Raw genomic sequence first — 13,289 nt, forward strand, 5'->3', positions numbered from 1 at the left:
ATTACTCCAACAGTTCTTGTCCCGTTTCAAAGCTCGATAGATAATACAGCTTGATAACGACACTTGCCGAAAACGCATCTGCTCCTGACGTATTGCTTCCTTGCCGATATTCGACTGATTCCACTTTTAAAAAGCGATTCAGGTTTTCCATCCGATCAATAAAACGCACGATTCCTTCATTCGTCTCACTCAGGAGGTCAAAGCCGATCCTTGTGACCCGAAATTGCGTAGCCAAAGGATTGTCACCAGTCTGATCTGCCATTTGTTCTGGTGTAGGGTAAAGCATCTCCTCATTAAAGGTCGATTGCAAAATCGTGATCGGCAATTCCGTTTCAAGGGCAGCGAGATCGGCAAAATAAGACTCGATCGCCATGCCATTGGGAATGATCGGCACCTCATTGACCGTCTCTGAGGAAAGAAGGTCTGGTTCCCCTTGCAGGTAGACCAACTGTTCTTGAATGTCGCGGATCTCAGCTTCGATCCCAGCTAATTCCTGAGCCAATTCGATCCCTTCGGCACGTTTGGGGTTCAGCAAAAATAGCCAAAATATGAGTACGGAGGTAGCGAGAACTAATGCAATCACCGCGGAGATGATGATGTGTTTTTTGGAGAAAAAGACTCTAGTCATCCGCTTCCACCTCGCTTTCTTCTTCACTGTCTTCACTGATTACTTGTGGTGCATCGATTCGTGAGAGGTAGACAGTGATGCGCCCATCTTGCGGCGTTGAACTATGAGAGAAGGATTGATAGGTCACATAATGTACCCAATCGATTGCTTCAAAAGCTGATTTAAGGCGAATCAGACTTTCATAAACATCCCCTTGGACCGCCAAGTTCACCGAAGGAAACAATGGCGTGCCGTCTTGGGCTGTTTCGGACGTTCCCCCATCGCTATTTAGCAGCAAATTATACGAATTGATGGTCACATCGATTCCTGATGCCACTTCCTCAAAGGTTTCCATAATAGGCGCTGTGAAATATTTCTCTTGCTTTTGCAGGGCAATGAATTCTTGTAGGTCTTGAGATTTTGACGCCAACATCTCTTCTAACTGGCGCTGAAAGACGATACGCTCTGCTTGACTAGACATGATATTGCTTTGATTATTGGTCACCAAACGTTGATAATACCAAAAGCCTAACCCACAAACCCCAACGACAACTAACGAAAAGAGAAGTGAAACCGAAAGAATGACTTCAAACGCCCGATTACGAATAAATTTATTAGGCAATAGATTGATGTTCATGGTTACACCTCTTTCGTCGCTAATCCCGCAGCCAAGACATAGCGGTCGGGAATTTTTTTCTTGCTGGTTTCACTTACTTTTGCAGAAATCGTTTTGACTGGCAAGGAAGATACGTCGTGAAAAATTTCTTGGACTTCTTTGCGCAGCATTGGATGACCGCCGACTAAGTAGATTTTTTTCAATTCACAATCAGGCGAGATTTCCTGATAATAGTAAGCAATCACCGAATTCAAGGTTTCTGCTAACCCTTCCAGAGCTTGGATCTCCGCACTTTCCCTAAAGTTCACTTGCACAGATTGAGCTTTTTCAATATATTTCCAGTTGGCTTGATTATAATCTTCATACTGCAGGTAAGTCGGCACCAATTCTTCAAAAAAGGTGATATTGGCGATGCCAGCATCTAACTCGACCAGCACGAAATTTTCACTCCAGTTGATCTGTCGCTGAAACATACGACTATACGCCAGAAAACTGCAATCGACGCCCATCAACTGATGGCCGCCTTTTTTCAATGTGTCGCCGAGTTGAATCAAAATCGGCTCTGATGTGACCACGACTGGCACATTGCCATTGATGGTAAACCGATTCCGCTGGATGACCACAGCTTGCGGTTCTGCTTTCTCTTCCTTCTTGCTGGCTTTTTTCTTTTGTGCTTTTGGTGCTTTTTCCTTGTTGCCTTTACCTAGGATCAGTAGATCAAAAATCGGGTTTTCAAAAGGCAAAGAGATGGACTCCCCCAATTCAAAATACAAGTACTCGCGAATCTCTTTTTCCGAGTTCATCTTACCGATTGGGATCTGTTTGATCAGCAGACGAGAATTTAGTGCCGTGATCACCACACTCATCGTGCGTAATCCCAAGCGTTTGGCAATCTCATTGAAGGCGGCTTCAAGACTATCAGGATTGCGCAGCTTATCATCTTTAAAAATCGTACCATTCACAACCAGCTCGCCGTATTTGAGACGGTCACCTTTTTTGGTACAGTAACGGATGCAGTTTTTTTGGATGTCGATCCCTACTAAGCGGGGAATTGTTTTTTTGCCAAACATACGAGGACCTGCTTTCTTCTTGTTGGTTTTATATGAAGGAACCAACGTTATTTCTATGTACAACGCTTGCTTAGCAAATCAAGCAAACGCCAAGGTCAGCAACCCAATTCAAAGGAACCAGCCGCTGCCAAGATAAACCATGCCGGTAGCAATGGCGATAAAGGGACCAAAAGCAATGTAGCGGCTTTTGACTTTGCCCCGTAGCATTTGGATCACGTAAAAGATCACTGCCAAGCAAGAAGCGACAAATAAAACCGTCAAGACTTGTACTGGGCCGATATACACGCCTAAGACGGCAAATAATTTGATATCGCCGCCACCCATGCCTTTTTTACTGAGCTCCGCTAAGAGATACAATGGCAAGAAGCCAGCAAAAAAGCCAACGAGCCAATACCACCAAAATTCATTTTGCGGTTGGATCAACCGTAAACCGATCCCTCCGGCGAAAAAAGGGACTAACACTTTATTGGGAATCAGCTGATAGAAGATGTCGCTGGCAGAAATAATGGCTAATAAGGCTAATAAACACCAAGCGGCGATCACTTCAGCAGTGCCCCAAAACAGCAAGGTCGTACCCGTAAATAGCATGCCGATCAACACTTCATAAAGAAAAGCAATCAGCGGGATCTTTTTTTGACACTTGCGGCACTTGCCTTTTAAAATAAGGTATGATAAAACTGGAATGAGGTCCCTTGCACCTAATGTCTGTTGGCAGTCATCACAGTGCGAGCGAGTCAGCAGGGATTCCTTTTTGGGAACCCGCCAACCAACCACTAGGAAAAAAGAACCTAGACACATTCCTATGATGAAAAGATATCCAATGATTAGGCCCATTGGGATCTGTTGCAAAATTTCGTTCATAAAAAACTCCTTTTTTCCTGGGGGTGGTAGTGCTTAAGTAATTTGGTTCATGGTTATGTTAAATGTTTTATGGTGTTGCGGAACCGAATAACTGAGCACGTGTTAAACTGCTCACCGCGTCTTGGTTTAACCCTGTCTGCGGAAGAGAAGGTTTTGTCCCAGCAGATAACGCCCCAGCTGGAAAACTCATTGTCAAAGTTCCTTCTGGTGTAATAGTGAAGGAAACATCATCCAAGTCATCGAACCCGCCACCATTATATAAACCAGCAATATTTACATCAGCAAGTGTGAAGGTATTATTATTTCCTCCACTAGCAAGACCATCAGATGTTGACTGGTGCAATACCGCCGCCGAATAAGCAGTCTGAACATCTGAAATCGCTGCATCTTCACGGGCGTTCTGAATAATATTTCCGATTGCAATTACCCCGATCCCTGATAGAATCGCAATGATCACAACAACAGCAAGTAACTCAACCAGCGACAAACCTGTCTCATCTTTCATTAATTTGTTAAAACGATTTTCTGTTTTGTCTTCTACTAAAATTGCACTAAGCATACTTTATTTACTCCTCCTACTTTTTCTAAAAATATATATCAAACAGAATGTCTAGGAACTCTGTTAATATCCAAATTGTTATCCTTGAATAGCACCAAAAAGATCAAACATCGGCACCATGATCGCCGCGACGATCAATCCAACAATGACACAAATAACTAATATCACTGTCGGTTCAAGGACTGTTTTGATTCGTTTACTGGATTCGTCCACTTCTTTTTGAAAGATAATACTTAGTCTTTTCAGCATATCTTCAAGGGAACCAGTACTTTCCCCGATTTCTACCATCTGAGTGACTAATAAAGGAACGTTAATGTTTCCACGAAAAACATCACTCATTTTGCCCCCTTCTTCTATTTGAAAGGCACAATTATCAATGATTCGCTTGATTGATTTATTGGACACGACATCCCGACTCATATTCAACGCTGTGACCATACCAACCGAACTACCAAGTAAAGTCGACAAAGTTGTCATAAACAGTGAATAATTATTTTTAATCGCTAATTCACCGAATAATGGTATTTTTAAAATGAAACGATGAACGGCAAAATCGATTTTTTCATTTCGACGGATGAGCCAAAAGCCGATCATAATGCCTACAATAAAGACTGCTAAAACCCATCCTCTAGTTTGAAGAAAGTCACTGATAGCCATGGTAATCACAGTAATTCTTGGTAAGTCTGTATCAAAACTTTCAAATACTTCGACAAACATCGGGACGATCATAACTAGTAAAATGATACCTACAACAAACGTCATCAAGATCAAAATGATTGGGTAAACCATCGCTGTTACAAGACCACTCCGATTTTCAGCACTTTTCTCATAGTAATCCGCCATATCCGTTAAGTTTTTTTCCAAAGATCCTGACATTTCCGAAACGGCGATAACGCTTGTCAACAGAACTGGAAAAGCATTTGGGTGGGCTTTATAGGCTTCTGAAAGCGGTCGGCCGCCGTCAATATCATCCCGAACTTCACCCAGAATCCTCTTGAAATTCGGTTTTTTTTGCTGCTCTTCCAGCATTCGTGAAGCATCAACAATCGTAATCCCCGAAGCGATCAATGTCGAAAACTGGCGTAAGTATGCAACTAATAATTTTAGAGATACTTTGTTGAACAATTGAATCTCTTTGTTCGCCAAGGTTTCTGGCTGTTCAATCAAACTGTTGACTTTGATGTGCTTTTGGCGGGCTTCAACGGAGGAACTGGCACGTAAGCTGCCAGAAAACGTTTCGCCTCGGACATTGGTGCCTTGATAGGCAAAGAGTGCCATCCGCTATTCGCCCCCTTCCTCCATTAAGTTATCTGCCACATCGGCATCGACCCGTTCCGCAGCAACCAGTTCTTCTAAAGAAGCGCTCATGGTATGCATGCCTTCGTTTTTCCCCATCTGCAGCATATTATGGATCTGGTGGGTTTTCCCTTGACGGATCAAGCTGGCGATCCCTCTGGTATTGAGCATCATCTCGGTTGCTGCTACCCGTCCATTGCCATCGATCGTTGGCAGCAAGCGCTGGGACAAGATCCCTAGTAAAGCGCCAGCAAGCTGTGTACGAATCTGAGTCTGCTGATCGGCAGGAAAGACATCGACGATCCGTTCAATAGTCGCTGGGGCACTTGACGTATGCAAGGTTCCTAATACCAAGTGTCCCGTTTCCACTGCCGTCAAGGCAATCGAGATCGTTTCAAAATCCCGCAGCTCCCCTACTAAAATGACATCTGGATCTTGCCGTAGGGCAGCTCGTAAGCCATTGCCAAAGGACATGGTGTCGCTGCCGACTTCCCGCTGGGCAACGATGCTTTTTTTGTGGTTATGGATGTACTCGATCGGGTCTTCCAACGTCAAAATATGCGTCTTTTTGGTGTCATTCAAATAGTCCAGCATCGCAGCCAGTGTCGTTGATTTCCCTGAGCCGGTCGGCCCTGTAACTAAGAACAAGCCTTGGCTTTTATGGATCAGAGTCCGCAAGACGGTCGGCATACCGAGTTTGCTTAACTTCGGGATCTCGATGGGGATCTGCCGCAAGGCGATCGAAACGGTATCTTTTTGACGGAAAATATTGACCCGAAAGCGGCAGATGTCGCCTAATTCGTAGGCCAAATCGGTTTCGCCTTTTTCCTTGAATTCCTCCCATTGCCGTTGGTTGCAAAGGATTTCGGCAATGGCTTCGATGTCCTTGGTGTCGATGGTCGGCACCCCTTCGATCGGTAGCAAGTCGCCGTGGCGACGAAAAATCGGTGGGACGCCTTCGACTAAATGGATATCCGATGCTTTTTGTTCGACGGCGATCATCAACCAATGATTGATCCGCTCTTTAGGTGACATGGCAGCAAATTGCGCCGCTTCGTTGCGATTGACGCCCTGTGTACTGTTGGCAGTCGTCGTTTTTGTCACTGCTTGCCGTTCTGCTTTTTGAATGATCTCCCGCGTCGAGACAGATCGGTCTTGATCGCTCTGGCGACTGTGGGCACGTTTTTTTTCTCTCAGTTCACGATTTTCCCGAATGCGGGTACGGGTCGGAGCTGTTTTTTCTCTCGTCGTCCTTTTGGTTGCTCGCTCTTGTGTTGCCACTCTCGTTTGATCCATTAAACCAGCCCCTTTCTATGTGCATTTTCTTCTAAAACAATGTATGTAGTTCTCCGGTGATCTCTGGATCACCGATAAATCAATCCGTGCCTCACTCTTCTGCAGCGACCACCTTCAAGACTTCTTCGATGGTGGAAAAGCCTTGTTGCACTTTGTCTAACCCATCATCCAACAAAAAGCGCATCTTTCGTTCCTGAACATAATCCATCAGCTGGTCGTTAGTCGCTTTGTTCGTGATCATACGACGCAGCTTGGCATCGATCGTCAACAGCTCTTGGACGGCCATTCGCCCTTTGAATCCCGTATTGCCACACTTTGGACAGCCCACAGGCTGTGCCAGTTCCGTAACCGTGATGCCATAGGATTCAAATAACTGCTTGTCCTTGTCGCTGGCTGGTCCTACTGTCTTACAAGAAGAACAAAGGGTTCGGACGAGCCGTTGAGCTAAGATGCCTTCTAACGCATTAGCGACCAGAAACGGTTCTACCCCCATGTCGACTAAGCGATTGATGGTGCTGACGGAATCATTGGTATGCAGGGTGGATAATACCAAGTGCCCGGTCATGGAAGCCCGAATCGCAATCTCCGCCGTTTCGCCATCTCGAATCTCTCCCACCATCACGACATTGGGGTCTTGTCGCAAGATCGACCGTAACCCAGCGGAAAAGGTCAAACCGACATTGCTGTTGACTGCCACTTGGTTGATACCTTGCAGCTGAAACTCTACTGGGTCTTCGACGGTGATAATATTGATCTCCGGCGTGTTCAACTCTTGCAGCGCCGCATACAAGGAAGATGATTTCCCTGATCCTGTCGGTCCTGTGACAAGAATGATTCCATGGGGTTTATGCAAAATCGCTTTAAAGGTCGCCAATACCTTCGGTTCAAAGCGAAACTCATCTAGGCGCCGAATGCCACTGGAGCGATCCAACACCCGAATCACGACTTTCTCCCCATGAATGACAGGCAAAACCGAGACCCGCAAATCAACCACGTTGCCCCCGTTACGAATCATTGCCCGACCATCTTGTGGCACACGTGTTTCGGTGATATCCAAGGAGGAAATGATTTTCAGTCGTGAAGTAACACCAGTCTGAATACTCTTAGGCAAGTTTTCATGGGTACGAAGCTCCCCATCGACCCGTAAGCGGACGACTAATCCTTTTTCTTGGGGATCGAAATGGATATCACTGGCGCCCCGATCCACCGCATCTTGCAGCAGGGTATTGACCAATTTGACAATCGGCGAATCATCTAATTTTGAGTCGCCTTCTGGGTCGATGGTTTCAACGAGAGAGTCGCTCAAGCCATCCAAACTGATCTCAGAAGGGTAATCGCGAACGATCAGTTGTTGGATATCGGCATTGTGGGCTTTTTGCGGACGAATCAATAACCCAGTGATCAAACGCATCTCATTGATCGCCGCATAATCCCCAGGGTTTGCCATCGCAACGGTCAAGCGGTTGCCTTTTTTTTCTAATGGAAAGACGCTGTGCTGTTTGGCAAACGAGCGGGGGATCAAGAACAAAACCTCTGAGCTGATCTCTAAGTCAAACAGGTTGCCTGTTTGTGTTTTCTCAGCAGTGGTTGAACTTGTGGTGTTCTCTGACTTTTTGAGAGGCCTTCTAGGTTTTCTACGTGGCGTTCTTTCACTTGATTGCGGCAACTGGCGCCCTCCTTTCAATAATCGAGTTTGTTGATATAGTCAAACATTCGTGTAACGGTTAAATATGCTTCATCATCAGACCACATGTTTCGATCCAAAAAACTTCTGAGGATCGTTACCTCCCTCGATTGCGCCTGACTTTCAAAGTCGCGGACGCGATAATTGACGCCTAATTGTTGCAGTTGATTTTCTAGTTCCACCTGGTCATCCATATAGTAAGGTACGAGAACGACCGTTCCTTCAAGACGACGGTTATGAGCCCCTGTTGCTAAAAAAGTCGGGTCAAATAATGCCAAATCTGGCAGTATTTCCATGACAAAGGTCGACTCTCTATCCACAGCTAAATGAAAGGGTTCAACGCCTGTATGACCCAAGATCAGCTGGGCACCATTTTTTAAGGTGATTTGATTCCAATACGCTGGATCTTCATAATAAGAATCAAAAACCGCGGAACTGCCGGCTTCTGCTAATGCCAATCTACGAGCAGTTTTCGGCGCATCGATAAATGAAAGCCCGTGAACCTCCATTATGGTATTGCTGCCATCCAATGTGATTCTTGACGGGTCATGGGGCACTGTGAATTGATTTTGATTCTGAAAATACGAGAAATCATCGATCGTTCCACCACTAGGCATCATCGTATTCGTCAGCATAAAATCACCATAAACAGTAATCCTTCGTTCCGTATCTTCGGTACTATGCACGATCGAGCCTTCCGTGACTGGTCCCGCATAAAAATTGCTGCTCGTCAGAACCATCGACGGCTTCATAAACGTCAAACTACCATCTGCCGCAGGGTTCTGTTTCGTGGCTTCTCGATGATAAAAATTAAAATAATTGCTATTTAATTCGCCTAACCCAGTGCCCGCATCCGGTGAATTTACGGAAACATTTAGATGGCCTTCAGCAAAGAGAACCCCTTCTTGCTCAACTCTCGAAGCCGAACTATTGGTGTTGTTGATCCATACGTTTCCAGCAAGGATATCCGTATATGCTTGTGATAGGACCAAGCGACTGCCAGCTCGACTGCCCAAATCGATATACATTCCTAAACCGGCTTGCAAGAAGATGTCTTTGATCACGTTCAACCCGTTACTAGGCTGTCCGCCATCATTCTGGATCGCAAGCAGACTTTTTGCCGAAAATTGCCCGCTTCCCTGTCCTTCCATCTGGACCCCATGATTAAAGAAAAAGGAACCATCGAAATGCAGCCAATTAAGAATCGGCTTTGTTCGAAAATCTAAAAATCTGCCGTCTTGAAAATCTTGCAGGACATTGTTGGCAAACCCGAATTGCAAGAAGTCATCCGATTCAAAAGCGAGATAATCAAACGATGGACGTACGCGTTGAAAATCGGCGACTTCAAACAATTTTCGAACCCAAGTATCGGCGGATACAGCTTGCCCTGCTGTAGAGGGTAAGTAATAGGGATAAAAAATGTTTCGCCAAATATCCAGCTGTGTTTGTCTTTGTTCGAGGTCTTCTTCTTCAAGCTGCATTTCATAGATATATTCGGCAGAAGCTGTATGTACTCGCGGTTGCCCTTCAGCCAATTGCGTCTGATCCGTGACTTGCGATTGAATTTGAATAATGATTTGAAGATTGGTTTTATCTGGCAGCATCGAGGCGGATTGGATCCATCCTTGCTCCCCACCAGATTTGGTCATTACATAAGGGGCGATCTCATTATATTCATAGTCAACGACAGAGGAGGTAAAAGAAAATTTATCATCGATGGTCTCATTCACATCGACTTCGTCCAGCACAAATCTCAATTCGTTATCTAGATGGTCTTGCCATTCATTATTATTAGAATAGAAGCCGCCATTCTGCATGGTTCGAGTGATGAAATCATCTATTCTCAGTTTTAGCTCCTGAGAAGCGAGTTGAAAGGAATATTCGTGTACATCTTCCACTCGACGGAAGCTATCTATCGTTCGAATTTGTGAATTGACATTTCGAGCAACAAGGAAGACCAAGCCAATCATCAAAGAGGAAAGAATGATCGCCGCGAGGGCATAAATCAGCGCAAAACCAGCTTCATTTTGTCTACCATCGTCCATTCCCGGGTACCCCCCCTCTTGCTTTCTCATTGTCACGATAATTGATCGTAAATTCTCGTTTATAGATAATCTGCTTGTGGTAATCAGTGACCAGCTCCTCCATCTGCCACCAGCCAGTCAAATCATCATAATAATCCGCAAAGTTGATCGTTTCCGTGTAAAATAAAACGAAAAACTTGGTCTGGATACTGAACGTATCGCGATAATTTGGCGTATAGTGATGGGTCAACGTCGCTTCATTCTCATTTTTTTGTTGAATGATCTTTAACTTAATCGTAGGATCTTTCGTATCATAGACTCTGGCACGAATATTGTTGGTATCTGTGATATCAGTCACAACCATTCGCGGACTGCCCTCTTCCGTAATCGTTGCCCCTAAGGTTCCTTCGGGCATTGTTTTGACAATATGTTCCTCGTGGAAAAGAAGACTATCATATTTTCCTAAATACCCCGCATGTTCATAGATACCATCAATTTTGGCGATTCGGTCTGCTTGCGCCAAGATTTCATTCGCTATCCCTTGAAAGGCAGCAATTCGACCTTGACGAACAGAGGCTTGGACGATCAAAAAGAGTGTCCCAGAAAAGAGTGCAATGATGATGCCGAATATGACCATCGCCCCTAACAATTCGACAAGCGTGATTCCTTGCTCATCCTGTAATCGATGCTTCATCTGCGCCCCTCCTTTGCAACTTCCGCAAGAACAGCCAGCCCTTTCAATAGTCTACTACCCAATGCAGATACGTTTCTGTCAAAAATGCGCCCGTTTGTTTATCGAAGACCTGAATAATAAGTCCGAGCCCGAGCTGACGACGGTCGTAACTGTCTTCTCGCAGTCCATGTCTGGGGTCTTCGCGAATGGAGACCTTGACCAAATAGTTGGTGGTTTCTTCATTCTCCGACAAGTACGTTCCCATATAGAGGCGATTTTCTTCCGAATTTACCAAGGGCTGCGGCAAATGAGCGCCAGAATGATCGTATACCACCTTGCGAATAAATCGGCCCCGATTGAGATCATCTACAGCAATCGGGATTTCTTCATACATCGGTTGCCCTTGCGCATTGTATTGAATCCCTGAATTATCGAGGACCAAATGGTGTCGGCGAACTTCTGAGGGATCATCTGGATCGACCATCATCCAAGAAGGTCTAGCCGTAAAGATCCCGATATTCAAATCCGCCAAGTCTTGAGTCTGTGCCCGGTATATTAGCCATTCCTTGACATCATCTCGTGCTGCGATGGCCTCTTCCATTCGGGTATTGTAGCTAAGGATCAGGTTGTTTTGGATGATCAGCATGGCGATCATGACCATTGCGATCCCGAGAATGACGATCGCTCCAAGGATCTCAACAAGGCTGAACCCTGATTCATCAAGTACTTTATGTGCTTGTCTGCCTTTTTTCAGTTTCATCACCTGCTTTTTGCCTAGCCCCCGATCAAGGAGAATCCTTTTCTTCTAGCTGGTTGATACTTGTATCTGGGTCAAGAAAAGATAATTTGCTAAGGGTAAACCCCCAGTGAATCAGTTTATTGAAATCAGGGTAGTCAGCTAATGGAATACTTTTTTTGGCTTTGCGTGTGATGCGGATTCGTTCCCTGATATAATGATACCTTTCTTCTTCAACCAGTCGCTGAATCTCGGCGATCCCTTTTTCAACATCAGGATCTTCGACATTCACTTGCATATATTGTTGGTAGAAATAATCCAAATACTTCCCGTATTGAAGAAAATAACGGTATTCAATTTCTTCAATGACCATTTTCACGTGAATCTCTCCTTGACTTATTTTCTAGCAACTTATTGAAGTGAGTGCAAATGCCGATAGATGATCGCAGTGGCACTCTCTGGCCGATCATTGTCTAACTGAAAGACCTCCCTTAATGATTGTCGATCAGAAGCCTGAATGACTTCGACTTTCGGTAAAAGTTCGTAGGCAAGATGGCTATCGTCTGCGACACTTGTATCGATCATCACTTGTTCGATCAGTGAACGGGTGACGCCATAACCGTCTTCACTTTGATAGGATCGGTCCAAAGGGAAACTATAATAAAACCAGCCATCATCGGGATTATAGATCCAAGTATTTCGATCGATCTGACGGTAATCGCTCAAAGAGCCGAATTCGATCATGATGGCTTCTGAGTCGATCTGGGCGGGACTTTCAGAGACAAAGCTGCTTAGCGTTTTCACCGATCGGGTCGGATACAAGCCAGCAGCATCGGGAAACGTACTGATCATCTCTGGCAATTGAAAGGCACTGCCTAACCCAGATTCTGTCGTCGTGTAATCAAATGACGACTGGTCAATCGTTCCCTGTTCTCCGAGATACGTGAATCCCGTAGGTTCCTCACTGGTGGAAAAGGGGCTGGCTAGCTGCGACTCCGCCCAGTTTCGAACAAAATAACAATACCCTTCAAGATAATAACTATAGGTCAAGTTGGTTGCTTCAAAGGTCCACTCAGCAACCGGATCAGCAGGATTGAGCAGCAGCAGTTCCCCACTCATTTTCTGCATGACCGGTTGTTGGTTTCGTCGAAAGGAATAGCTGAAGTGAGCTTCGACAAGGACCGGTTCTTGCCAGAGATCTGGTGGACCATCGATCAAGTCTGATGACGGTGGCTCCTCCATTTCTTCATTGCCTTCGGTGCGATCGTAGAAGTTCTCAGGATTTTCCTGTTCTTCAGCGTCTAATTCCCCCAATAACTCCTGCATCTCTTCACTATCGAAGGCATCCAAGGGAGGCGTGGGTGCCAACTCTTCGATCGTCTCATCGCTGATCCAAACCATCACTTGACCATCAAGAGCATTTCCAATGAGTTCTGGGATCTGCTGGGTCACGTTCTGATACCCTCTTGCTAAAATTTCGTTTTCATCAAAGCGAGACAGTACTGGTAATAAGTCTGGCGCATCACTCGCATCTGCCGCCTGCTCAAAAGCTGCTTCCTCACTGTCTGGCGCGATATAGCGCAGCACTTCTTCAAAGCTTGCTCGGACAAAGACTGGCACTTCACTAGCGTTCATTACCCGAACGGATCGTTGGATCGTCGTCCCTGTAAGGGTCATTCGTTCCTGCCATTCTTCCAAAATCTCGATTTTTTCGAACACTTCATTTTCATCCGCTAATCGACGAATATGAATAGACTGATTATTCTGCCAAATCAAGATGCTAAGCAACAAAAGAAAGAAAAGCAGACCCGCGATACTATTTCTTAACACTATTTTTTTTTGCACCCTTGTTTCCTCTTTTCTCAAG

13 protein-coding genes are annotated in these 13,289 nt (G+C 45.2%); all 13 read right to left on the reverse strand.

Going from position 1 to position 13,289, the window contains the following annotated elements; genetic code table 11:
- Position 1: 1 nt before the first annotated feature.
- Positions 2 to 628: a hypothetical protein gene (locus tag IGI92_RS10345; protein WP_142967754.1), complete on the reverse strand. Its 627-nt coding sequence runs from the start codon at positions 626 to 628 to the stop codon at positions 2 to 4.
- A complete protein-coding gene (locus IGI92_RS10350) occupies positions 621 to 1,244 on the reverse strand; it encodes a hypothetical protein (protein ID WP_430606904.1) in 624 nt (207 codons plus the stop codon). Before IGI92_RS10350 ends, IGI92_RS10345 begins: the two co-directional genes overlap by 8 nt.
- A 2-nt stretch (positions 1,245 to 1,246) precedes the next feature.
- Positions 1,247 to 2,293 (reverse strand): type IV pilus biogenesis protein PilM, encoded by a 1,047-nt coding sequence (pilM, locus tag IGI92_RS10355; RefSeq protein ID WP_430606906.1) that lies wholly within the window; start codon positions 2,291 to 2,293, stop codon positions 1,247 to 1,249.
- 108 nt (positions 2,294 to 2,401) lie between these two features.
- Entirely contained in the window at positions 2,402 to 3,154 is a 753-nt protein-coding gene (locus IGI92_RS10360; RefSeq protein ID WP_005235117.1) for a prepilin peptidase, read from the reverse strand.
- A 67-nt stretch (positions 3,155 to 3,221) separates the two neighbouring features.
- Positions 3,222 to 3,713, reverse strand: coding sequence for a pilus assembly FimT family protein (locus IGI92_RS10365; protein ID WP_430606909.1), 492 nt, complete (start codon positions 3,711 to 3,713; stop codon positions 3,222 to 3,224).
- A gap of 78 nt (positions 3,714 to 3,791) precedes the next feature.
- Positions 3,792 to 4,991 (reverse strand): type II secretion system F family protein, encoded by a 1,200-nt coding sequence (locus IGI92_RS10370; RefSeq protein ID WP_430606911.1) that lies wholly within the window; start codon positions 4,989 to 4,991, stop codon positions 3,792 to 3,794.
- A gap of 3 nt (positions 4,992 to 4,994) precedes the next feature.
- Positions 4,995 to 6,305 carry a type IV pilus twitching motility protein PilT gene (locus tag IGI92_RS10375; RefSeq protein ID WP_430606913.1) on the reverse strand — a complete coding sequence of 437 codons (1,311 nt, stop codon included), beginning with the start codon at positions 6,303 to 6,305 and terminating at the stop codon, positions 4,995 to 4,997.
- Positions 6,306 to 6,396: 91 nt separating this feature from the next.
- Complete coding sequence (locus tag IGI92_RS10380; protein ID WP_430606916.1) at positions 6,397 to 7,971, reverse strand: GspE/PulE family protein; 1,575 nt, start codon at positions 7,969 to 7,971, stop codon at positions 6,397 to 6,399.
- A gap of 14 nt (positions 7,972 to 7,985) precedes the next feature.
- Positions 7,986 to 10,034, reverse strand: a complete 2,049-nt coding sequence (locus IGI92_RS10385) for a type II secretion system protein (RefSeq protein ID WP_430606917.1) — start codon at positions 10,032 to 10,034, stop codon at positions 7,986 to 7,988.
- Complete coding sequence (locus tag IGI92_RS10390) at positions 10,021 to 10,707, reverse strand: PulJ/GspJ family protein (protein ID WP_430606919.1); 687 nt, start codon at positions 10,705 to 10,707, stop codon at positions 10,021 to 10,023. Before IGI92_RS10390 ends, IGI92_RS10385 begins: the two co-directional genes overlap by 14 nt.
- A gap of 43 nt (positions 10,708 to 10,750) precedes the next feature.
- Positions 10,751 to 11,446 (reverse strand): type IV pilus modification PilV family protein, encoded by a 696-nt coding sequence (locus IGI92_RS10395; RefSeq protein ID WP_086316324.1) that lies wholly within the window; start codon positions 11,444 to 11,446, stop codon positions 10,751 to 10,753.
- Positions 11,447 to 11,471: 25 nt separating this feature from the next.
- Positions 11,472 to 11,795, reverse strand: coding sequence for a hypothetical protein (locus IGI92_RS10400; RefSeq protein WP_430608492.1), 324 nt, complete (start codon positions 11,793 to 11,795; stop codon positions 11,472 to 11,474).
- 38 nt (positions 11,796 to 11,833) lie between these two features.
- Entirely contained in the window at positions 11,834 to 13,288 is a 1,455-nt protein-coding gene (locus tag IGI92_RS10405; protein WP_430606923.1) for a hypothetical protein, read from the reverse strand.
- Position 13,289: the final 1 nt, after the last annotated feature.

It is taken from the genome of Enterococcus sp. DIV2379 (genome assembly GCF_050542965.1).
Lineage (GTDB): Bacteria > Bacillota > Bacilli > Lactobacillales > Enterococcaceae > Enterococcus_D > Enterococcus_D entomosocium.